The organism is Synechococcus sp. PCC 7335 (assembly GCF_000155595.1).
Taxonomy (GTDB): Bacteria; Cyanobacteriota; Cyanobacteriia; order Phormidesmidales; family Phormidesmidaceae; genus Phormidesmis.
Window position 1 is genome coordinate 3,124,718 of the sequence record NZ_DS989904.1, and the last position, 24,133, is coordinate 3,148,850.

Sequence of the window (24,133 nt, forward strand, 5' to 3'; positions counted from 1 at the left end):
TGGACTGATAGTAACACGGAGGTAATCCGGTCGCAAACAATCCCGACTTTATTAGTCGGGTATGGATAGACATCTATTTGCATGGGAGCATTTATAAGAGTAATTTGTCTTGGTGCTCTACTCTAGGGTTGTCTTAGCCCTATTTGAAGATGTACTGCTCAAGGAAGATGCTCAATTTGTTCTATAGCCCGAAGCTGATGAATAGCAATAGATAAGGACTAACCGAGTATGAAGGCACTGCGTTGGCATGGAAAGGAAGATGTACGAGTAGACAACGTGCCTGATCCAAAAATTGAGGCGACTGGAGATGCCATTGTCCGAGTGACAGCTACCGCTATCTGTGGCTCGGATCTGCACCTGTACGGTGGCAAGGTAGCGACACTTAAGGAAGGTGACATACTGGGTCATGAGTTCATGGGCGAGGTGGTGGAGACCGGCTCGGCTGTCTCGAATCTGAAGAAAGGTGATCGCGTTGTTGTTCCCTTTACTATCTCTTGCGGCAACTGCTTCTTTTGCAATCAGGACCTCTATTCGCTCTGCGACGTCTCAAACCCAAATGAAGACATCGCCAGAAGTGAGATGGGTCATGCTCCGGCTGGAATCTTTGGCTATGGCCATATTACCGGGGGCTTTGCTGGTGGGCAGGCAGAATATGTACGGGTTCCCTATGCAGACGTCGGCCCGGTTAAAGTTCCGAGTCATCTACCTGATGAGAAGGTCCTTTTTCTTTCTGATATCTTTCCGACCGGCTACATGGGTGCGGAAAACGCGAATATAAAAGAAGGCGATACGGTTGCTATCTGGGGATGTGGTCCGGTTGGTTTGTTTGCTATGAAGAGCGCGTGGATGCTGGGCGCTGGTCGAGTAATTGCCATTGATCATGTGCCTGAACGACTGCGTCTAGCTAGAAGCTATGCAAACGTTGAAACGATTGATAGCTTCGATGCTGATCAGGTGTATGAGCAGCTGATGGAGATGACCGACGGTATGGGGCCAGCAGCTTGTATTGACGCGGTGGGTATGGAAGCGCATGGCAGTGGAGCGATGACAGGCATTCTCGATAGCATCAAGAGCAGCGCGAAACTAGATAAACAGCTTCAGCATCCTTACGTCTTGCAGCAGATAGTCAAGTGCTGTCGTAAAGGCGGAAATATTTCTGTACCGGGCGTCTATACCGGATTTTTGAACATGTTCCCCATGGGGCCAGCGATGAACAAAGGCCTGAACTGGAAAATGGGACAAACTCATATGCAGAAGTACATGCAGCCTTTAATGGAAAAAGTTGAGCAGGGGGATATCGATCTAACAGCTATTATTACCCACCGACTTTCCTTAGATGATGCGCCAGAAGGTTACAAAATCTTTCAGGAGAAGAGAGACAACTGCGTCAAAGTTGTGATGACGCCATAGCTACTTTGGCCGCCCCCCGCACGATGTCTCAACGCAATCATGCACTAGCTAGACCTTTGGTGATTGTTGCTACTGAACGAACAGGCACGAACTACCTATGTGCGCTGCTAAGTCAGCATCCTCAGATAGCGGCTTACTATGAGATTTTCTCTAATGTTGCTGTCATGATGAGCGATGCGGAAGTAGAGACTTTGTGTAAAATCCAAAGTTTGCCTTTTGTAGATAGAAGCCATCCAAAACTAATTAAACAGTTTGAAGATAACCATGCTCGAATCGTAGAGCTTATCGTGCAAAGGTTTTCAGCTGAAAAGAAGATCTGTTCGTTCAAACTATTTCAGAATCACTTACCGCCGAAAGCGCTGAATCAATCAATTGTCGACTATGACGTAATCGTTGTTACCCGCAGAATAATTGACACGTATATCTCTTTTGTGAAGGCAATAGAAACGGACGATTGGCTGAGGTTAGATACAACTCAAATCAAACCGAGGCTGCATATTGACGATTTTGTTGCTTGGTATTGCGATCGCTATGATTACTATCAGACCTGCGCCAGTCAATACCTAGTAACTCATCATAAAAGGGTAGAGGTGATCGAATACGAGGAATTCACCTGCGGCACGAATGTAGAAAATCTCAACTTCGTTTGTAAAAAGCTCAATGCTGCTACAGGCATTGAGCTAGATGCGTTCGATTCAGATATCGAGCTAAAGATTCGGAAGCAAGATAAAAATCAGTCAGTGAAGAATAAGATCTCTAATTGGCCAGAATTCGAGGCGCAGCTGCGAGAGGAAGGGTTGCTCGAAATAGCGTTTAGTCGCTTCCTAGACCCTAGTCTATAGTTCATGATCTACTGACCTCTCCTCAAGTGGTAAAGACCAAAAGTAATAGTCTATATTGATAACCCCTTGATCATAGGCACTTGTAGGCACCAAAGCCGTCATCGTTCATCTGACGAGCCGCGTCTACTGCCGTATGATCAGGGGAAATTCAAGCGCTATAATCGCTGAGAGCCTGGTATAAGCATTGGTTGTTGAGTAAACAGTCCACGTCGTTCCAATCATTATTCTACGAGAGTCATTGAAGAGCGATAGAGAAAAAGCAAGGTCGCAGCGAGGCGGTTAGGAACGCGCGGCCAGTATTGCTAGAGATCCGACATAGCAGCACCCTTACTACTGGTCTTTGTTTATCTTTTCTGGTAATTGGCAACTCTTAAAGTAGAGAGATAGAGAGGGTTGTTAATGAGTGCGACGCAGAACAGCAAGAGAGTGAACAAATTACGGCTCTTTTCGCTTCTAGGGAGCTGCTTGATATCTCTAGGAACCAGGTCCGTCTCGGTAAACGCACAAGTAGTTACGTCTATGCAACTGCTAGATCTTAAAGTAGACATATCAGAACTTAATAGTGACGAGCTAGCGCGCGCAGATGAGCTAAGTAACCAAGTAGTTGCGCTCTATCAAGAGGAACGCTACGAGGAAGCCATTCCATTTGCTGAAGAAGTCATCGCAATCAGAGAAAGAGCGATTGGCGATGATCATCGTTTTGTTGCAGATAGTCTCAGTAATTTGGGAGCGCTGCACGATGCCTTAAATAACTATGCGGAGGCGATCACAGCCTACGAACGGGCCTTAACTATCTACGAAACAGCTTTAGGAGAAAAAGATCCTACGATCGCTGAGAAGCTGAATATATTAGGAAATCTATACACAGACTCTGGCAACTATGCCAAAGCACAGTCACGCTATGAGCAAGCGCTAAGTATACGCGAAGAGATCTTAGAAGAAAATCATCTTGATACAGCTATTAGTCTAGACAACCTAGCTACTCTCTACTGGTATCAAGGCAGCTATCTAGAAGCGATTCCTTTATATGAAAGGGCACTAGCGATTAGAGAAACCCTGCTTGGAGGTAATCATCCTGACGTAGCCGATGTCTTGAACGGGCTAGGCGCAGTTCATCGAGCCCTAGGAAAGTATGAGATCGCCCTACCGCTATACGACCGTGCTCTAGCTATAAAGGAAGCCGCTCTAGGACCAGACCATCTGGCAGTTGCTACCACGCTTAACAGTCTAGCTCTGCTCTATCAAGATAAGGGAGACTACGAGAAATCGCTACAGCTACATAAGCGTGCCTTAGCGATCAGAGAAAAATCGCTAGATGAAGACCATTTTGAAGTGGGTAATAGCTTGCACAACCTAGCGGTGCTGTACTACAAACAATACAACTATGACGACGCTGCTCCGCTGTTCGTTCGCGCCATAGAAATATTCAAAGTCGCTTTGGGTGAGAACCATCCTATAGTAGCGGCTGGTTTGAGTAACGCTGCTTCTGTGTACAGAGAACAGGAACTCTATCAAGTTTCTAGGCTGCTATACGAACGAGCGCTAGAGATTAGAGAGCTGACTTTGGGTGAAAACCATCCTCATGTTGCCGTGACTTTGAACAGTTTAGGTACGCTGTATCAAGATCAGGGAGACTATGAGTTAGCCCTGCCGCTATATGAAAGGGCGCTATCCATTAATAGAATTACCTTTGGCGAAGATCATCCTGCTGTTGCAGACAGTTTGAATCGCATAGGCGTTCTATACAACGATCAAGGAGAGACTGCGACAGCGTTGGATCTGTACGAGCAATCTACAGGAATTTACAAAGCTATTCTAGGTGAGAATCACCCTGACGTTGCTATCAACCTCAACAATATTGCCTCCTTACAGTTCATTCAAGGCAATCACGAAGCAGCGCGATCGCTCTACAGGCAGACCCTTCAAATAGAAGAACAAAACCTTAGCGATCTGTTTTTAGGTGCATCTGAAATCAGAATCCAACAGTACATAAAGCAGCTATTAGCAACAACGAACCTTAGAGTCTCCTTTAGCCTAGAAGATTTTAATGCAGCAGGTAAATCAGATCAGGCAGATACGCTCAAACTAGCACTGACGAACGTTCTTCAGCGAAAAGGCAGAGTTCTAGAGGCTGCTGCGGTTAGATTTGAGCAGATACGAGCAAATCTAACCGCAGAAAACCAGCAGCGACTAGACGAGCTGAGCGATGTTCGCACTGAGATCGCGAAGCTAAGGTTTGAAGGGTTAGGCAACCGCAGTCAGTTAGCCTATCAAAGCGAACTTGATAGGCTAACTGACAGAGCAGAGATTCTAGAAGATCAGCTCGCTCGCAGTAGTGCTGCCTTTAGACTAGAGACATTGCCTGTTTCTGTAGACGCCATCCAACCGCTGATTCCCCAGAATGCGGCTCTAGTAGAATTTGTGCGCTATTCTCCCTATGCTGCAGAGCCCAAAATAAAAGACCGCTGGCAGGCTCCTCGCTATGCAGCGTACGTGCTGACTCAAGATGAGATAAACGCGGTAGATCTAGGCGTGATCGCAGATATCGATCCATTAGTCCTAGCATTTCGAGCTGCACTTAGTAGCCGCTCCGCCAAGGCTAGTGCGATCGCTCGTCAGCTAGACGAAAAGCTGATCGCGCCGCTGCGCCCTTTTCTAAACAACAAGGAGCAGCTACTGCTCTCCCCAGACAGCCAGCTCAATCTGATTCCGTTTGATGCGCTGATTGACAACGAAGATAGCTATCTGATCGAAACTTACCAAATTAGCTATCTCTCCTCCGGTAGGGATTTACTCAAGCTGCAAACCGAACAGCCACCCAGCCAACAGCCACCGCTCATCCTCGCGAACCCAGACTATGCATCAGCTAGTAAGCCACAAAATAGCTTAGAACAAAACATCGATCGCTCTCGGCGCTCGGTAGACGCTAGCGGTCTAGTATTTTCTCCTCTGCCAGGAACTGCTCAAGAAGCAGAAGCGATCGCTACTCTCTTACCAGAAGCGACTACCCTTACTCAGGCACGAGCAACAGAAGCGAGTCTCAAACAAGTCAATGCGCCTAGCATTCTCCACATTGCTACGCATGGCTTCTTTCTTCCAGACGTAGAGTTCATTCCCCCTGCCAGCTCCGAGCGTCGTCGTGACAGTCGCAGTGGTCTAGGTGCAAGCTTTAGCCTAGTCGAAACAAAAGCCTCACAAACAACCCCTAGTAATTTAGAAAATCCGCTTTTGAGATCGGGACTTGCCCTAGCAGGGGCGAACAGGCGAAGTAGCGGAGCGGAGGACGGCATCTTCACCGCGCTAGAAGCCTCTAGCCTCAAACTCAATGGTACTCAGCTCGTGGTGCTTAGCGCCTGCGAGACAGGAGTAGGCGCGGTTAGTAACGGTGAAGGCGTATATGGGTTAAGAAGGACCTTTGCCATAGCAGGCGCACAAAGTCAGCTAATGAGCCTGTGGCAAGTGGGCGATATTGGCACTAGTGAGCTGATGGAGCTGTATTACAAAAATTTGATAGAGAAGAAACAGGGTCGCAGCGAGGCGCTACGAAACGCGCAGCTAGAACTGTTAAATACGGGCACCTATCGACATCCTTACTACTGGTCGTCGTTTATCTTGTCGGGTGATTGGCGACCTCTAGACTGACAGCAGACAAGACTGACAGCAGGCAAAGTAACCAAAGCTATAGAACGATAACGAATTGTTAGGTTCTCTACATTATATTCCCTGATTACTACATCGTTATTGTAATTTAGTAGCGTAGTATACAGAAAAAATTGCGCGTTAGGAGTTCTAAAATGCTTGATAAGATCTTGGTTGCTATCGATGAGTCGGCTTCTAGTGAGTGGGCCTTTGACACGGCTTTAGCGATGGCTAAGCCACTTAATGCTGAGTTGGTTTTAGTTCACGTGCTAGATGCTTTCTCAACGAATAGCCCCAAGCACCCTTGTGTTTTGGTTGAGACCTTCTCAACAGATCTAGGAGATTCTGCCCAAAAAGCCTATGAACAAGAGTGGCAGCAGTTTGTAGATCGCCATAGCGCTTTGCTCAGGCAGAGACAGTCAGAGGCTGAAGCTGCCGGCGTCGCAACGACCTGCATACAAACCCAGGGCGTTCCAGGGCTCAAAGTCTGTGAAATTGCCAGAACAGAGGATATTGATCTCATTTTGGTAGGCAATCGCGATCGCACTAACCAAAGAGAGCTAGATAATGGCAGCGTCAGCAACTACCTAGTTCACCATGCTCCTTGTTCAGTCACAGTCGTCCATCCCAAGACTCACTCGGAAACAGCGCTTCCCTCTAGCGACTCCCGAGTTGCTGCTGTTGCGTAGAGAAACGCTAGTCACTTGGCATGCTACTACACAAAGCTTTCAGTAAGAGAGCTGTAGCCTAGCCAAGTGATCTATTCTTCAAGTGGCTAACGCTTCTTCAAGTGGCCAACGCTATAGAATAGGCGCACATGCAGAAGAAAGATATTCTGCGACAGCCCCTTGCGTGACCATGTCGAATCAAAAGCTAGTTTTTTTATTTGCTGCCTCGCTCACATTAGCGCTCTGCGCAACGCCTGTAGCCGCTGAACTCAGTGACCCTAGTAAAGGCAGTTCAACTGTTAGCGCAGCGCTGATTAGCCAGTCGCACGGTGGTGTAAACGCGCAGTTTCAGGCAGGAGAAGACGCGCTAGCCCTAGGTCAATATGAAGCGAGCATTCAAAGCTGGGAGGCGGCGCTAGCAGCGTATCGGGCCAGCGGAGATCAAGAAAAGGAAGCCGTTGTTCTAAATCGGATTGCACTTGCCCATAGTTATCTGCGTCAATATCCCGAAGCTATCCGGCGGCATGAAGAAAGCCTTACCATCGCCCGTCGCCTTAATCAGCAAGAAGAGATTGCTAACGCCCTAGATGGTATCGGTATTACCTATGCCTTTCAGAACAAACCTGTAGAAGCGCTTGCGACGTTAGAAGAGAGTCTTTCTATCAACCGCAGCATTGCTAATCACCAGGGCGAAGCTGACAACCTAGACCACTTGGGCAGTCTGCAAGTGACCCAGGACAATCTGTCAGAGGCGCTCTCGTATTACACCCAAAGCCTAGCGCTCAGTCAGGATATCGACTACAAAATAGGCCAGGCTAGATCGCTAGGAAACATAGGATACGTACAGTATCAGCGAGAAGACTACACGCAGGCATTAGACACCTATCAGCGCGAGTTAGCGATTAGAGAATCGCTAGGTAATCCAGTCACTGTGTTTACAGCGACCAAGCGAGTAGGAGCTGCCTACTCTCAGCTAGAGCGCTACGAAGAGGCAATTGAAAGTTATGAGAAAGGACTAGCGATCGCCAAAAGCCTGAACGATTCTGACAAGGAATTAGACATACTCTGGCTCATGGGCGATACGAGTAAGTCTGCAAATCGCTACGAAGACGCAATCACCTACTATACATGGGGATTGAACAAAGCCAAGCGCTTAGGTGATAAGCCGTTAGAAGCCGACTTCAATCTATCTATTGGAAACATTCAAGCGGCTTTAGGTAAGCATAACGGCGCTATTGACTCTTATTTACAGAGTCTATCTATCTACCGCGAAATCGACAGGAAAAGCAGTGAGGCGATCGCACTTAGAAATATTGGTCTTTCATCTGAATCACTAGAGAAATACCAGGAAGCAATAGACTATTATCAACAGAGTTTGGCAATAGAGAAAACACTTGGAAATAGAGAAGAACAGGCACTTAGCCTAGAGTATATCGGGGTAGCTTATCGAGCGCTAGAGGATTATTCGGCAGCGCTTGATTACTTTGAACAGAGTTTGGCGATCGCACGAGCACTAGCAGATCTGCACAGCGCAGAGCGTTTGCACAGAAGAATGGGCTTTACGTACAACACTATTCAAAATTACGAGAAAGCTACGGACGCTTATCAGCAGAGTCTAGATCTCAACCAAAGACTGTCTGATCCGGTCCATGAATCGTACGTGCTGATGCTACTAGGGATATCGTATGGCGATCGCGGCGCATACGATCAGGCGCTACGCTATTATCGTCAAAGCGCAGACCTAAAAGACAATGCCGGAAAGAGAGACTTACTCTATTCTGTCAACAATACGCTCAAACAGGCGAGAGGAACCTATCAAGAACAGACAGAAGTAGATATAAGTGCAATCATCTCAGCACACGAAGATGCTCTTTTCTTGCATAACAGCGCGGAAGTAGACATTAAAGCAGAAGAAGATTCATACTTCATTGATAACTTAGAAAATATTACCAACAGACTGTTTCAGCTGAACTGGAACAAAGGTGATATTGACCGAGCAGTTTACTACCTAGAGCAGCTCAGTACGCTTAGAGAAGAAGAAACCTCTGACCTCCTCTATTCGTTCGGACAGGTAGAAACGCTATTAAGACTCGATCTAGCCATAAGTGCAAACCAGACGAACGCTGCTATCACTGCTCATTTAAACAAACTACCTGAGAACGATACAGCAGCTAGACTCTCGCTTTTAAATATTCTGCGGCGAAAAGGTCGAGTATTGGACGGTTTAGTTCTGCATTCGGCTAGAGGTACGTCAGATGCTGAGACCGAGACGGATTTAGCAACCCTCGCGGAGATTAAAGAGATCAATACCCAGCTTGCTAATCTCTATTATGAAGCCGCTGCCAGCGGTCAAACAGACGCCTATGAGGAAGATAAGCGAACGCTAGAATCTAGGCTGACAAACTTAAATGTCAGTCTCAGCAGAATAGAAAACAATTCCGCGCAGGCTCAAGCCGTCGCCCAGATGAAAGTCAGCTCGATTGATGCCGTTCGTAGGCTGATTCCTACCGATGCAGCTCTGATAGAGCTAGTTAGCTACCAGCCTTATCATCTAGAGGGATTCCTCAGACGCGATCAAGATCCGGTTCGCTACGCGGCTTATATCCTGACGCGCTCTGGAACAATACAGGCTGTGGACCTAGGTGAGCGAGCAGCTATCGACCAGCAAGTTGCTAAATACAGGCAAGCGCTAAGAACGCAATCCTCTCAGCTTCAAACTATCTCGAGAGAACTAGATGAGACCTTAATGGCTCCGATTAGACCCCTATTAGGAGAGAAAACGCACTTACTCATATCTCCTGATGGACAGCTCAACGTCATGCCTTTCGATGCGTTAATCGACGAGCAAGACCGCTATCTAATCGAATCTTATCAAATTAGCTATCTTACTTCGGGCCGTGACTTGCTAAAGCTGCAATCCTCAACAGCTAGCGCTCATTCGTCTGTCATCATTGCCAACCCAGACTACGCTGGCGCTGTGAATAGCACAACAGAAGCCAGCATAGCCAACACAGCCACTACGCAATCTGTTAACCAGCGCTCAGCAGATGTAGAGGGGTTGAGTTTTTCTGCGCTACCCGGAACGGCTGAAGAGGCCAATGCGATCGCCCCGCTGCTTCCTAATCCCACTATTCTGACGCAGCGTCAAGCCACCGAAAGCCGGCTCAAGCAGTTAGTAGCTCCTAGCATTCTTCATATCGCTACTCACGGCTTTTTCCTTCCAGATACAACATACGACGCCACCAGCGATGCCGACAGCCGCGGCAAGCTCGGTGCTAGCCTAGAGGTTGTCGATACTGAACTCGAAGCAGCACTTATCCCCAACGATTACGAAATCGAGAACCCTTTACTGCGCTCTGGTCTGGCGTTGGCGGGCGTAAACGCTCGCCGCAGCGGCGGCGGCAATCTAACCGAAGACGGCGTTTTCACCGCCCTCGAAGCGTCTAACCTTAACCTCGAAGGCACTCAGCTAGTCGTTCTCAGTGCCTGCGAAACCGGGCTCGGCGCCACCAGCGATGGCGATGGCGTACACGGCTTGCGACGAGCTTTTGCCATTGCCGGAGCCGAAAGTCAGCTGATGAGCTTGTGGCAGGTAGATGACTATGGCACCAGCGAACTGATGCAAGTCTACTACGAGAATTTAATAAACGAAGGCCAAGGCCGCAGCGAAGCATTACGAAACGCACAGTTGGCGTTGATGAGCACGGGCACCTACGCACACCCTTACTACTGGTCTTCCTTTATTTTCTCAGGCGATTGGCGCCCGATAGAATAACCGGCGCGGTTGTCAGGGGGGTGACTTAGAACGCTTTAATTCCCAAAGCCATTCAAGCGCGATAGTTTGCAACCAGTTTTTTAATCGCTTAGCTGTGTAACATCCACTCGTATTTGGTGTTCTGAAGATGGGCTTCAACTTCGGCAAAATTTTGGATCATGTCCTTTAGAGGAAAGGGGTTTGTTCGACTGCGTTCAATGGTGACTTCGTGAGGCACGATTCCGATAAATTTGCATGCCTGCTGATAGCCTTTGACAGGGTCAGGGAGTATATGATCCTCATAGGTCAACCAGAGCGTCTGAGCATCAGCGAGCAAAGAAGCTAGGTCGGCATACCCTTGATCGCGCTCAACGAAGCTATCTAGCAAAGCAACGCGATATCCACCAAAACGGACGCAGTCTACGTCAATCGTGACCTGCTGTAGCGATGCCGCAGCGCCTGCCGCCTGGTGCCATACCCCCCCTTTTTGTCGCCCCACCTCTTCGGAAACCTGCTGCCTGAGATAGTTTTGCCGTTTGAGAATAATGAAGTAGCTGTAGCCCATTTGCTTCAGGCTAGCGATATAGCTCGAACTACTTGTGTCTAGTACCGGGGCACTTAGGTGATATGCCGAATGACATTTAGTTTCGAAACCATAGTAGCGGTTACCTGCAAGTGCCATCCGTAGGCGCAGTAGCAGCATTGGGTCGCGAATAAAGCGGGCCTCGCGCAATTGTTTGCGAAACATGCGCTCAAAAACTTCCTCATCCCAGAAGATATCGGGGTGCTGTCCAAGCAAATCACAAAGGACCGAGCTACCGCAGCGCCCGTAATGCAGCATCGCGACTTGGCCTAGCGATGGTTGAAACCTAGGAAGTGTTAAGAGAGTTTCGAGAGAACCTTGAAAGAGGGCTAACATGCTGCCAATTTTCTACCTCTAAAATCTTTCAAAAGTCGAACCTATTAAACAACGAGTTTAACCCTCAAGCTTTTCAGCAAATGCGGTTACCGGGTCAGGGCTATAGCGTTCACGAATGCGCTGAGCTGCTAGCACACCCATTGCCTGCCAATCGTGGCGACAAGACCAAGCTCTCTCTAGAGCCTCAGCAAGCGAGGCAACTGTTGGAGTTGCCAAAAATCCAGTGTCTCCCTCATCGACCCATTCGGGGTTACGACCACAGTTGGTCACAATCGCAATGCGTCCACACATCATGGCTTCAGCGGTTACCATTGGCATTCCCTCATAGCGAGATGGCAGCAGCAGCGCATGGCTGTGACGCCAGATATCGAGGGGCGATGAAAAGCCACCAAAGCGAACCTGAGACTGTAGTCCGTACAGCGTAATGAGATCCTCTAGCTGGCGTTGATTGCCGTGATCTTGACCCCAAAAGGTAACTTCAACAGCGCGATCGCGCCACTGAGGTTGTTTTAACACTTCCAAGATGAGATCCTGTCCTTTTTGCCAGCAGCCGAGCCGAGCAACGCAGGCCAAACGCCAAGGCTGAGACGAGTCAGGCCAAGGTAGCGGCTCAGTTAGGCTAACCTTGAGAGGATTTTCTACAACCTGGGCCTGCGGTAGGGCAGCGGCCAAGTGAACTTCTAGGATGTCGCAATTTTCTTGCGAGACGAAATAGCATTGCTGAGCGTGTTGATAGGTCTGCCGGTAGCGCTCCAAGGCCTCGCCCTCGATCCAGTTGCGCGTACTGGCAGAATGAACCAGGGTGGCGAACGGAATGCCCATTTGATGAGCAACGCTGCCGATACTGACATCGTCGGTGTGAGAGCCTGCAGAGATTAAAAAGAAGTCAGGTGAAAATTTCTGTAGCCACTGCTGATGGCGCTTTTGCCAGGGTAGTTCGCCCGTTAGCTTGTTGCGAACCTGATCGATGGGACCGTAGCGCCAAAAGATGTTACTGCCACGCGATCGCAAGTCTGCTAGTGGCGCAGGGCACCGCCACTGCCGCTGAAAGTTGATGCCGATAGTATGACCTCTTCGCTGAAGCAGCTGAGCCGCCTCGGACCAGAGATATTCGCTGGCCCCCCAAGGAATGCCCGTCATCGCTGAGTAAAATCCGATTCTCATAGTTTTAGGATTATGGCTTTAGGGGATAGAGTTTGTCTAGCTCAGTCATGAACTCGGCGATAGGATCGGCGCTATAGCGCTGCTGCAGCCGCTCAGCTGCCAGCCTTCCCATAGCCTGCCAGTCCTGTCGATGCTGCCAAGCTCGCTCTAGCGTAGCCTCTAAATCATCTACCGTAGGTGCCGCCGCTAAAAATCCGGTTTCGCCCTCATCGACCCACTCTGAATTGCGACCACAGTCGGTCACAATCGCGATGCGGCCACATAGCATCGCCTCAGCTGTGACCATTGGCATGCCTTCAAAACGCGACGGCAAAAGCAGACCGTGACTTTGTGCCCAGATATCGGCGGGCGAGTGAGCATACCCCCCCAACTGGATCTTGTTACGAACGCCATACCAGTCAGCAAGGTCTTCAAGCTGGCGTTGATTGCCTTGATCCTTACCCCAAAAGACAATTTTGATAGGGCGATCGCGCCACTGCTCGCGACGCAGCACCTGTAGGATTAGATCCTGCCCCTTAGAACGAAAGTGAATTCTGCCGACGCAAGCGAGCTGCCAGACCGGGTCGGGCTCAGTCCAAGGTAGGGGTGCCGCTGCCACTTTGAGGGGATTGTGGACTGTCTTAGCCTGTGGAATTTTGGCTGCTAGCAGCAGTTCCATGATGGTGTGATTGGCCTCTGAGACAAAAAAGCTACGGTTACCCCGGGTGTAGGCATTGCGATAGGTCTCGAGGTGGTGAATGGTGATCCAATCGTAGGTGCTAGCACAGTGTAGCAACGTAGCAAACGGAATACCGTAGCGCAAGCAGGCATTGGCGATACTGACATCATCTGTGTGATAGCTAATTGAGATCAGCACAAAATCTGGCCTGAACTGCCGCAACCACAGATCGTGATAGCGCTGCCCAAACTGCAGCACCTTGTCGGTAAATCGCCTAGGCAGCCGGAGCAGTTCTGGGCCGGGCTGATTACGCCAAAATATAGAACCGCCCCGCTCCTGGATCTCAGCTAGCCGCGGTGGGGTTCTAGGAAACCACTGGTAGTTGACACCAATAGTGTGACCCTGCTGCTGTAGCACCAAAGCTGTCTGTGACCAGAGATATTCGGAAGCTCCCCAGGGTAGACCATCGACGGTTGAATAGATGCCTAATCTCATATGTCTAATCTCATTGTCAGCCCGCCTTGGCTAGAATTTTTCGCATTAGCTCAGGTTCAAACTGGCAAACTTGGTTTTTATCATAGTAGGCGCTTGCGTTCTGACGGCAGCGGCGCTGCCATGACCGATAGGTTTCCTTATCAGTGCATAGTTGCTCTATGGTGCGGCGCAGCGACTCGACATCGAGAAACTGATCATTGCAGCAAGCTAGATCTCTGGTGTAATAGCCGTTAGCCGTTTTGAGAAAAAAGGAAGGCAGCCCACTTGCTGCCGCAGTCACCGATGCGCCACTGAAAAGGCTGACGGCGATCGCGGCTCGACCAAAATCATCGGCTAAGCTCTGGTTCGTCGGCGAGATTTCACATCGTTTGGGAAACCGAGCTGCTAGCTGCTGCCACTGCCGACTATCCGTCGAGGCAGGATGAGGCCGAATGATAACCTTGTGTAGCGCACTTGCCTCACACAGCAGTGTGACTAGCTCAATTAGGGCCGCTGTCTGCTCTTCTAGTCCATATAAGTGGTTGGCCCAGCGCGTAGACTGATCCAACACCAACACGGTCCGCCGACTGAAATTATCGGATAAGTCCAGTATGGGGTCGAAAAGTGATCCTACAGGCACATAGTCTTCACAGACAGGGCTTCGCCCAGTTGCTTCAGCAAAAGCCGAATCCATCTCGCTGGACATTCGTTTGGAGCTGCTCCCAAAGCAAAGGTACTGATGAGCGATAATTGGCACATCTAAGCTATGTCCGATGACTCCCTGCTGTAGCGTCACCGCTTTCTTCTGCCGCGCTAAGGCGGTATGGGCAACAGCACTACACAGCGGCAGCCAGTGACACCGCACTAGAGCAGTCTCAAACTCAATAAAAGGAGCCCACGCCTCCCACTCGATTAGCCGCGCTGCTGCCCATTCAAACTCTGGCAGGGCACTGGCCTGGATCTGGATACCATGCGGTGCTAGCAGCTGTTGGGCGTGGTTAAAATCAGCGTGAGCCCGGTGGCGCGACGTTCCTAGTTCAAAGCGCGCATCCAAGCGGCCAAGGCGCCCAGCGGGATCAAGAAAATGAAGCCTATCTAGAGCGACTGGCTCAACGACTGATTGTAATTGCTGCTTGATGCGATCGCTTGTTCCCTTGTGTAGCAAACAGAGGACACTAGCGCCTTGCTCCAGTAGGTTCTGCAGCAGGCGCACCACCAGCTTGTCTTCTTGCCGCCGCGTCCATAGCCAAATGCCGCAAAACAACACATCAACTCGGTAATGGCGCCTAGGCGCCAGTTCGCTCAGCGATTGAGCGGTGCGAGCTAACGTCGCTATTGGCGTCCATGGTGATGCTAGGACTTCAGCTTGGGGACTTGTATCGAAGCTAACGTGCTTCTGAAGACTGTAGAAATAGTGTTGAAAATGAGGGGAAGCTTGATATAGCACAATCTGCGCCTTAGCAAAGGCTTCGGCAACACCTCGATTAGGAAAATTAAAGTTGGCTAGCACGGTCGCAAAGACTCCACTCGCTCTAAAGATTCACATCAAAGTTCAGATTGGGCCTCTAGTTTTTCTAGGGCGACCCAAAAACCTTCACCTTGATTCTTGTGTCCCTGCCAGATCTCGGGGATGAACGAGGCGGTTGAGTCCATTTGGTTGAGGGTTCTCGATAAAGCAAAAAAGTCGATTTCACCCTCTCCAATGGGCAGCCCTTCGCCATCAACGTCCTTGGCATCAGCGATGTGCATGTGAGCAGTGTAAGGGACGACCTGCTCGACAAACGCCTGAAATGACCAGTCGTGATGGTTGCAGGCGAGCTTTGAATGGGACACATCGAAGCAGATGCGGTAGCCGTTTGCCCTGCAGAAATCGGCAATATCTTGCGGGTTAAGAAAGAGATTGTGATACTGCTGTCCGCCAAAGTGCCATGGAAAAGGCGGCATAGTTTGGGGGATGATTTCGACCCCGGCTGCATTCACCTCGGATAGGCTCTGAACCAGAGTGTCGTAGCGCTTTTGGCGTTGCGCTTCTGATAGAGGCGCATCAGTGGTGAATCCGCCGACGTTAGTCACGATCAGCGGTCGTTCTGACTTAAAGAACGGCTTGATCTGCTGGGTGATGTCGACCACCTGCTGCAGGTATGCCACCGACTGGCGGCGGTAGGGTTCCTGTTCTGAGCACAGGTCTAAGACATGGTCATTAGCAAACAGCTCGGGGCTGTGAACTACCAGCCCTAAATCGTAGGTGTGGCTGAAGTACTGACTCAGTTCCTCCTCCATATCCTTATAGCTGAGGTGAAACTCCAGTAAGGATGGATTAGTTTTCGTCGCGATCGCACCAAAATCGTGATAGCGCACGGGAATACCCCAGGGCCGTTGAAAGCGATAAGACCGAGCCTGAACCTGCTCAGAGTGCAAGTCGCTCGGAAAGAAAAAGTCTCCTGCCTGTATTGATCGCTTAATCCGTAGACCGATGAGTTCAGCCTTGCGATTGGGCTGTAGCCCCTGACCAGGACTTCTGACATCGATCATCTCAGCTGTGATCACATCCCCTGGTGCTAAGTCGCACTTAGTCACCAGACTCTTAGCCAAGGTTTCGCGATTCATGCTTTCACCTTGAGTCATCTGACGCGTGTCGGCCGACCCAAGGGCCGATTCAACCTGGCGAATTCCTGTCATCAGATCCTTGAATTCTTCTGGCAACAAACTGACCTTGTGGTCGTTCCCCTCGGATGTTTTATCGTCGGTTAGGTGTTTTTCAATGACCTTTGCACCTTTGGCAACCGCTGCGATCGCCACATGCACCCCTCGCTCATGACCGGAATATCCTACCGGACAGTCTCCGAGCTCTTTTAATCGATCTAGATAGTTGAGCTGAACGTCTTTGAAGGGGGTTGGATAGGTAGAGTTGCAGTGCAGCAGTACATACAGACCTCCTAGCGACTTGAGCAAGCTGACTGTTTCCCTAATCTCTGTCTCAGTAGACATTCCAGTCGAACAAATGAGCGGCTTGCCCGTTTTGACGATCGCAGTGAGCAGGTCGTGGTTGGTCAGATCGGCCGAAGCGACCTTATAAGCTGGCATGCCGTATCCCTCCAGCAGCTTCAAGCTTTCGGAATCCCAGGGCGTACAAAGCGGTAGAATACCCTGCTGCTTGCAGTAGTCAAATGCCTCGAACATCTCCTCAGTACTCAGCTGGAATCGGTTTAACAGATCTAGCGTGTACTGCGATCCGAGATCTTCACTAGCGTCCTCAGGATTGCCCCCATTGCGATAGAGCGAGGCCAAGTGCCGCATCTGAAACTTGGCACAGTCAGCCCCTGCCGCAACCGCTGCATCAATGAGAACCTTAGCTCTATCCAAACTGCCATTGTGGTTGTTCCCAATTTCAGCAATCACAAACGCAGGTGACTGAGCGTTGATCACAAACTTACCAATCTGAATGCCTCCCGGACGGCTACGGGCGATCGCCACTAGGCGGTGATTTCGATCTAGAAGGGGAATGAACTCGACTTGATCGGAGAAACCCGCTTGAATCTTGTCACGCGCTTCGTCGGCAAAACAATACTTGAAATACTTATTCGAGACGTTAGCGATAGGCTGATTGAGATCAATCACCGTTTGGTTCACCAGCCAGCGGCGAAAATCGCCATCTGTGACAATACCTTCAAGGATGCCGGATTCAGTGACCGAAAAGATAATTCTGCTTTTGTTGTCGCTGATCTTTTGCAGTCCGTTGACAATGCTGTCTTCTGAAAAAACAATGTACTTCTTGATATCTTTATCGATGATCATGCTTCTAAGAATCTCCGCTAATTGTCACTCGTCAATAGCAATTCCAAAATTTTCCAATCCAGCAGAGAATCGATCTCCCAAGCTGCCTTTTCATCCATACAAAAGAGAGAAATTTTGCCTCCTAATCGATTTTTCAAAGTTTTCAATACCCAAGGCTTAAAGATATAAATTGAGCCGTTTTCAACATACTGAGGTGCTAGATCTTGACGGCGCTGCCTTTGCCGATAGTCATAATTAATTGAGACTACCTCACCTTCCTTCGCTTGCCACAGAAAACGATGCGATGGCGATACTGATAGCAGAGAATCTGCGTCCGTAGTTTGCAATTGGTGAATGGCCTGATCAATATCGTCCCCACTTCGAACAGGCGAAGTACACTGCAAAAATACAATCAAATCGGGCTGAAAGTACCTGGCTTCGATTTCCTTAAGCGCATGAATAAGAGCAGATTCAGAAGAAGCGTTATCGCCTGCGATCGCCGCTGGGCGTTGAATGACCGTTGCCCCATACTGCTCAGCAACCTGCTTGATCTCAAGGTCATCGGTTGAGACAAATGCCCGATCTACTAGCTGCGACTCGCGGCAGTCCAAAATGGAATGAGCTACCAGAGGCAAGCCAGCAATAGGTCGCACATTCTTACGAGGAATTCCTTTAGAATTACCCCTAGCCGGAATCACTGCAGCGATGTTTAGAGAAGATGATTGATTATCCACGTAAGTATGTTAGGGGCTGGCGATATTGGGCTACTTGGATTGCAAATCAGCAATCACCATGCGAGTTCTTGTGAGGCTAGTCAATCTGTCAGTATCCCTTGAATCAAATGACGCGATCGCCTCAACTGGCCTATATAGCACTTCATAATTACAGGTAAGTTTTGCCTCAAGCGCTCCAAATGCATATCTACCTTGTGAAACCTATTTTAGAATCGTAGCTAAAAGTATTAGCTACGAAGAAGCGCACTGTATGGACTAATACTGTATGGACTAATTAGGCATAGAACTAATAGGTATAGATCGAAAAGGTATAAATCGATACGACATAGGCTAACACTTCACCACAGCAGCCTATTACAAGCATTCGTCTAACATTCGAGGTATGTGGACTAGCGACATTGCTGATAGTATCTGACACCATGAACCATCTCTGTACATGTCTATTTCCACTGGGTTTCTGAGAAATTCATCATTTGGTAAAAATACGGCTCACGCAACTACTCATACTGAGTGTAACTAGGAAATAGGGTTAAGAATATTAACCAGCCTCATGTAGGAACTACGTAGGAATTGATAAGGCTATGCCTTTAGCTTCAGTAATTGTCCCTGTGTACAATGGTGCACAAACAATTCATGCAACACTTGAATCAGTTTTTCAACAGACTGCCCAAGATTTTGAGCTAATTGTTATTGATGATGGCTCTACTGATTCGACGTTGGAAGTTGTTTCCAAGTTTGATGATCCCCGACTTAGAGTCTTTTCCTATTGCAATGCAGGCGTCGCTACATCTCGCAATCGCGGAGTTGATCATGCCTCGGGTAAGTACATCTCGTTCATAGATGCAGACGATCTTTGGACACCGAAGAAACTCGCGCTTCAACTCGAAGCATTAGAAAGTACACCTGAGGCCGCGGTAGCCTACAGTTGGACGAACTACATCGATCAAGAGGGTCGCTTTATTGACAAAGCCCAGCGGGTCGACTTCAGTGGAGATGTCTATGCTGAGCTACTGCTTCGCGACTTTTTGGAAAGTGCTTCAAACGTGACCATCCGCCATCAGGTGTTTCTGGAGTTTGGTGGGTTTGACCTATCTCTGACAGGGGCTGCTGACTGGGACTTCTTTCTGCGCCTAGCAAAGCACTATTCCTTCGTTGCGGTACCTCATCTGGGCGTCCTTTATCGACTTTTGAGCAGCTCGATGTCTGCCAACCTTGCCATTCAAGAGAAAGAGTGTCTTACGGTGCTCGACCGTGCGTATGAACAGGCACCGCCCGCCCTGCAGCCGCTTAAGCAGCGGAGTCTTGGCCAGCTTTATCAGTATCTAAGCTTCAAAGCGATGCATGGATCACTCCATCGACCAAAGGGGGCATCAGCATTGCATTATCTTTGGCAATCGCTAGCTCACAGCCCTCAAATAGCGATACAGCAGCCGCGCCTGACCTCAGTCCTCTTCCTGAAAATTCTAGCTGCTCTACTGCTACCGCGCCAGTCGCAGCAGTTAATCGACCAGCTTAGAGGCTAGATTCAGTTGGTCGAGTGATTCTGGGTGTCTAAGCTGCATCATATCTAGACTGTTCGACCACTTCATCGAATGATAGCTTAGGGCTAGATTTGAAATCGGTTTGGTTTGAAGACGCTGAGGGTAGCATCTTCGATACCATCATTAGTGGCGAAGACATAAAGCCTATGCATTAATCTTTGAGCTAGCTAAAGGTATGAAGATATCAACACTGCCCTCAGTCTGCGATCTAAGTGAATGGAAACCAAGTTTCAAACCAGCTATCAGAATGTTGCCTTCACGGTGGGTACGGGCCGTTGCGGCACTCAGTTCCTATCGAGGATTTTAAGCCTAGAACCAAAGGTTGCATCGGTCCATGAGCGTAATCCGTTCAATGAAACCTTTCATCGATATTGCAAGTGGTATGGGATACCCATCGATCACGAAGGATTCTTGCAGACTAAAGAGCAAGAGATTCAAGCCGACTTTGAGCGCTATGCCTTTTCAGTCGAATCTAGCGCTCATTTGTCGCTTTCGATCAAAGAGCTTTATGAGCGCTTCAACGCTAAGTTCGTTTTGTTAGTTCGCCGCCCTGACCAAGTTGTGAATTCCTATCGCTATAAGGGGTGGTACAGTCAGCCTGTTGTCCGAAGCGATATTCATTTACCGCCAAGCTATCAGAGTAGCCATGAATCGCATCACTTTTTAGGGCGCATTTTCCCCTCTGGTGAGGTATTTGAGCGCTGGCGTAAAATGACCCAGGTAGGGAAACTAGCTTGGTATTGGAATGAGCTGAACCGTCAGGTTCTACAGCAATTTTCAGCGATTCCCCAGTCCCACTGGCGCATCCAGAAGCTAGAAGATCTCTCCTATACACAGTATCTAGAGATTGCTCAGTTCATTGGCTTCCCCTCACATGTTTCTGAGGGCGAGTATCAGCAGCTTGCCACCCGTCGTCCTAATGCCACTAGTCACACGTCATATCAGGAAAAAATTGCTCAAGCTTCCGGTACAGGGCCGCGCGCTGCTTTTACAGTTGATATGTGGAACCCAACAGAAATTGCTGAGTTTGAGTCAGCAGTTGCTGCAGTTGCTGCCAAGCTGGGATACCAGTATGAGGTGGATACGCTGTTAAAAGGCAGCCAGGATAGCCTGAGCGAAGTCAGTAACAAGGCTCAACCCAGTGACAAGGTTACAGTAGATGTCTCTCGAGCTAAGAGCGCGCCTGATCCTGACTTAGAGAGTCTGATCTACGTCTCTAACGGCAACCTGCCCTCTAAAATGGCCCACAACATTCAGGTGGCCAAGATGTCTCAGGCATTGTCTAAATGCGTCAACTCCTTTGAACTTGTTACTGCAGGTGATATTGCTTCATTCTTAAGAGGAATGGATGAGGCGTTTCGAGAATGGTACGGGATACACTCACCATATAGACTGGTGCGCCTACCTCTGTACCGAAAATTCGACTACCCTTTTCCAATTGATCATGTCAACCCCTTTTTCTGTAGGGTAGCGTCGCTGTATACCTACTGGAGGTCCCCCGAGCTTGTCTATACGCGATCGCCCAAAGTGGTGGACTTCATGCTGGCACTACAGGTGCCTGTTTTGTGGGAAGAGCATGAGCTGCTGACACCGCCTTTTCCGAAGCACTTAACTGATCGCTTAACTCACAAAGATCTTGTTGGCTTTGTGACCCTTTCTAAAGACATCGCCCAAGGGTATATCGAAGCCGGACTAAGTCCTGAAAAGGTGATGATTGCTCATAGCGGCGTTGATTTAGAGAGCTTTCGCCCCAATCAGGAAAAGTCAGTTGCTCGGCAGAAACTAGGGCTACCTCAAGATGAGAAAATCGTTCTCTACGCCGGGCATTTGTATGAGTATAAAGGTATCCCAACACTGATCGAAACTGCTCAGCTGTTGCCTCAACATCGGTTCGTTTTAGTCGGCGGTTGGGAGGCAGATGTTGAGCGCACTCGGACATTTTGTCAGGCTAAAGCCGTCGATAACGTTTCCTTGATGGGTCATGTGGAGCACTCGCAGCTGGCTACTTATCTTTATGCTGCCGATGTCTTAGTCATTCCTAACAGCCGTAGTTGGAGATTGGCCACCACTACTAGTCCGCTTAAACTATTTGAGTACATGGCAATCAGGCGGCCGATTGTGGCCTCAGCGCTACCTAATATTGTCACCGTACTGCGAGATCATGACAACGCCCTGCTAGCTGAACCCGACAATCCGCACTCGTTTAAAGAGGCGATCGCTAAACTATTGGCCGATCCGGCGCTGAGTGAGCAGATTGTTATCCGCGCCGCTCAAGATGTTCAGCGGTATACCTGGGAAAAGCGATCGCGCCGGATCCTCAGGTTTGCAAACAGCCAACTACAGCAGATGGAGCGAGCGCACCACTCCTTGATCTATCGAACTCTAGTCATTTTGAAGATTCTAATTTTCCATTAGCTGCGTTTGCAGGAGAAGCAAAATTCGTGCCTAAGCCTAGCCTGAAATCGATTTACGTGGTGTCCCATCACTGGGCTGCTGGCGGCAAGCCGCTAGACTCGCTTTGGTTTTCACAAGCAGCCTGTCTTCAGCACGGTCTTCAGCTCAAGTTTGTGTGGAATGGCAAGGCTAACAGCCTGAGGAAACTCCTACCTGCTCGGTGGGTTGTTTTTGATAGTATCGGCGCGTTAGCCTTTTGGTATGGCCCCAAGCTCCATGCTCTAGCCAAGTTCTCAGGTAAAAAGATAGCCGTTTACTGGCATGAAACAGAATGGGAAATTGAAGCTGGAATTGCAAAGTGCTCGCGTCGCTATCCGTCTGTACGATATGCGCTAAAAGACCCGCATGTTAGGCATTTTCACGTTTGCCAAGCGGGCTTAGACACGCTTGCAAAGCAATATGCGGTAAAGCCGGACAACCTCTATCTGCTCCCAAACATTTCAGACTCTAGCCGATTGCTTCGCTATTCCTTACCTCTGCCGAGCGAGCCCTACCTATACGTCGCCTGTGGCCGTGTGAAAGCCCGAAAGGGACCCGATTTATTTCTAGAGATTGCTAAGCAAACACTCGCCTATAATCCCAAAGCAAAATTTGTTTGGATTGGCTCTTTTGAGCGCAGCGGTCAATTTTCAGAGGCGGCGATCGCGGCGTCAATCCGTGACCAAGGACTCGAACATGCCGTCACATTTACGGGTGAACAGCAAGACCCTACCCCGATTCTTGCTAAAGCCAGTGCCTTTTTGCTCACCAGCCGTGATGATCCACTTCCCAAAGTTTTGATGGAGGCACTAGCCCTAGGAAAATCTTGCATTGCGTTTGACGTTGGGGGCGTCGCTGATCTTTTGGGGCAGCTTGGCGTGAGCATTCCCCCCGGTGATGTGTCCGCATTTGTTCAAGCCTTGCGCCGACATCAACAAGCCCCTCCTATCAGCGCCGACGAACAGAACAGGCGTCGCCAGTGGTACCTGCAGCGCTATACACCCGAAGCATTTGGCCATCGATTTGCGAAGGCAGTTGACTGGTGGAACCACAAAGTTCCTAGTTAGTAGCCCAGAGTTCCTAGTTAGTAGCCCAGATATCCCAGGTATCTGATCGCTACAACCGTTCGTGTTTCACAATTTATCTACTTTAACAACACCTCTACTCACGTGAGCAAATGGCTGGTCCTACCTTTATCTGTATTGGCGCTATCAAGAGCGGTACAACCTGGCTGCACTACAATCTTCAGCAGCATCCCGGCGTTTGGTTGCCACCGCTTAAAGAATTACGCTATTTCAACGAACCCGAATACAACCTGAGAGAGCGGCTGTTTGGCAAAGATAAAAAACGCTACGAATACTGGCGAATACAAGTTAGAAATTTTCTGCATCATAAAAGAGCCTGGCTACGTCCTGGCTATTTCAGATGGCATCTAAATTATTTTTTGCTCCCTCGCAGTGCCCAATGGTACGAGTCTCTATTTGCACCAGGTAAGGACCAGGTAACTGGAGATGTCACCCCTTTATACGCTCCTATGGACGAGAGCCAGATTGCGGCTATCCAGAAGGATTTCCCAGATCTCAAAATTATATATATGCTGCGTAATCCCATTGATCGCACCTGGTCCCACATTCTGCTTAGGTGCATCAGCTTAGTGGACTGGCAGCCCGAAAACCTAACTGAGGAACTGGTTCGCAAGACCGTGTTTGATCGCGATTTAGATGACCAGTGGCTATTTTCAAACGGACACTACACCAAAAATCTGAGTCGATGGGAAAAGTACTTTCCCCCTGAGCAAATCTTTGTCGGCTTTTACGATGACCTTAAACAGAATCCTCGACGATTTCTAGAAGAAATTTGTACGTTCTTGCAGGTGAGAGGGTCTTTGGGCAATCAGATCAATCTAGAGACCCGGTACAACCAAAAACCGATTCAGTTAGCGATCCCCTCCGATATCGAAGCAATATTCTCCAACATCTATCTAGAAGAACTTCAGCTGTTAGCTGAACGTTTTGGTGGCGTAACCTCGAATTGGCTGGACCAAGCCCGCCTTGTGCTCGAAAACACATCCTAAGAAATGGCGACAGATCACCGTTTCAAATCAGCATTACAGATATGCTCTT

General features: G+C 49.1%; 15 protein-coding genes. 9 read left to right on the forward strand and 6 right to left on the reverse strand.

Going from position 1 to position 24,133, the window contains the following annotated elements; genetic code table 11:
• The first annotated feature begins 228 nt into the window (after window positions 1-228).
• The 5 genes from S7335_RS13595 (at window position 229) to S7335_RS13615 (ending at window position 10,334) form a co-directional block, all read left to right on the forward strand.
• Window positions 229-1,410: a zinc-dependent alcohol dehydrogenase gene (locus tag S7335_RS13595; protein WP_006453788.1), complete on the forward strand. Its 1,182-nt coding sequence runs from the start codon at window positions 229-231 to the stop codon at window positions 1,408-1,410.
• Between the two features lie 23 nt (window positions 1,411-1,433).
• On the forward strand, window positions 1,434-2,252 hold the full coding sequence (locus S7335_RS13600; protein WP_006457701.1) for a sulfotransferase domain-containing protein: 819 nt from the start codon (window positions 1,434-1,436) through the stop codon (window positions 2,250-2,252).
• Window positions 2,253-2,771: 519 nt separating this feature from the next.
• Window positions 2,772-5,894 carry a CHAT domain-containing tetratricopeptide repeat protein gene (locus S7335_RS13605; protein ID WP_006454116.1) on the forward strand — a complete coding sequence of 1,041 codons (3,123 nt, stop codon included), beginning with the start codon at window positions 2,772-2,774 and terminating at the stop codon, window positions 5,892-5,894.
• A gap of 152 nt (window positions 5,895-6,046) precedes the next feature.
• Window positions 6,047-6,580 carry a universal stress protein gene (locus S7335_RS13610; protein WP_006457486.1) on the forward strand — a complete coding sequence of 178 codons (534 nt, stop codon included), beginning with the start codon at window positions 6,047-6,049 and terminating at the stop codon, window positions 6,578-6,580.
• 169 nt (window positions 6,581-6,749) lie between these two features.
• Window positions 6,750-10,334 carry a CHAT domain-containing protein gene (locus S7335_RS13615; RefSeq protein ID WP_006455699.1) on the forward strand — a complete coding sequence of 1,195 codons (3,585 nt, stop codon included), beginning with the start codon at window positions 6,750-6,752 and terminating at the stop codon, window positions 10,332-10,334.
• 88 nt (window positions 10,335-10,422) lie between these two features.
• Here the strand turns inward: S7335_RS13615 and S7335_RS13620 are convergent, their stop codons facing one another.
• The 6 genes from S7335_RS13620 to S7335_RS13645 all read right to left on the reverse strand — a co-directional run bounded on the left by S7335_RS13620 (window position 10,423) and on the right by S7335_RS13645 (window position 18,036).
• Window positions 10,423-11,154 (reverse strand): hypothetical protein, encoded by a 732-nt coding sequence (locus S7335_RS13620; protein WP_157620229.1) that lies wholly within the window; start codon window positions 11,152-11,154, stop codon window positions 10,423-10,425.
• 135 nt (window positions 11,155-11,289) lie between these two features.
• Window positions 11,290-12,396, reverse strand: a complete 1,107-nt coding sequence (locus S7335_RS25995) for a glycosyltransferase family 4 protein (RefSeq protein ID WP_050765875.1) — start codon at window positions 12,394-12,396, stop codon at window positions 11,290-11,292.
• A gap of 10 nt (window positions 12,397-12,406) precedes the next feature.
• Window positions 12,407-13,549 carry a glycosyltransferase family 4 protein gene (locus tag S7335_RS13630; protein WP_006454223.1) on the reverse strand — a complete coding sequence of 381 codons (1,143 nt, stop codon included), beginning with the start codon at window positions 13,547-13,549 and terminating at the stop codon, window positions 12,407-12,409.
• A gap of 16 nt (window positions 13,550-13,565) precedes the next feature.
• On the reverse strand, window positions 13,566-15,038 hold the full coding sequence (locus S7335_RS13635; RefSeq protein ID WP_006454681.1) for a glycosyltransferase: 1,473 nt from the start codon (window positions 15,036-15,038) through the stop codon (window positions 13,566-13,568).
• Window positions 15,039-15,073: 35 nt separating this feature from the next.
• The gene (locus S7335_RS13640) at window positions 15,074-17,323 is read right to left on the reverse strand and encodes an N-acetylneuraminate synthase family protein (RefSeq protein WP_006453572.1); all 2,250 of its coding nucleotides are present in this window, start codon (window positions 17,321-17,323) and stop codon (window positions 15,074-15,076) included.
• 17 nt (window positions 17,324-17,340) lie between these two features.
• Window positions 17,341-18,036 carry a cytidylyltransferase domain-containing protein gene (locus tag S7335_RS13645; RefSeq protein ID WP_006455902.1) on the reverse strand — a complete coding sequence of 232 codons (696 nt, stop codon included), beginning with the start codon at window positions 18,034-18,036 and terminating at the stop codon, window positions 17,341-17,343.
• Window positions 18,037-18,617: 581 nt separating this feature from the next.
• On the opposite strand from S7335_RS13645, the gene S7335_RS13650 reads away from it, so the two are divergent.
• The 4 genes from S7335_RS13650 to S7335_RS13665 all read left to right on the forward strand — a co-directional run bounded on the left by S7335_RS13650 (window position 18,618) and on the right by S7335_RS13665 (window position 24,084).
• Window positions 18,618-19,559 (forward strand): glycosyltransferase, encoded by a 942-nt coding sequence (locus tag S7335_RS13650; RefSeq protein WP_006453913.1) that lies wholly within the window; start codon window positions 18,618-18,620, stop codon window positions 19,557-19,559.
• 234 nt (window positions 19,560-19,793) lie between these two features.
• Window positions 19,794-21,992, forward strand: coding sequence for a glycosyltransferase (locus S7335_RS27800; protein WP_006454614.1), 2,199 nt, complete (start codon window positions 19,794-19,796; stop codon window positions 21,990-21,992).
• 26 nt (window positions 21,993-22,018) lie between these two features.
• Window positions 22,019-23,077: a glycosyltransferase family 4 protein gene (locus tag S7335_RS26005; RefSeq protein WP_006456976.1), complete on the forward strand. Its 1,059-nt coding sequence runs from the start codon at window positions 22,019-22,021 to the stop codon at window positions 23,075-23,077.
• Window positions 23,078-23,187: 110 nt separating this feature from the next.
• Window positions 23,188-24,084: a sulfotransferase gene (locus S7335_RS13665; protein ID WP_006456594.1), complete on the forward strand. Its 897-nt coding sequence runs from the start codon at window positions 23,188-23,190 to the stop codon at window positions 24,082-24,084.
• Window positions 24,085-24,133: the final 49 nt, after the last annotated feature.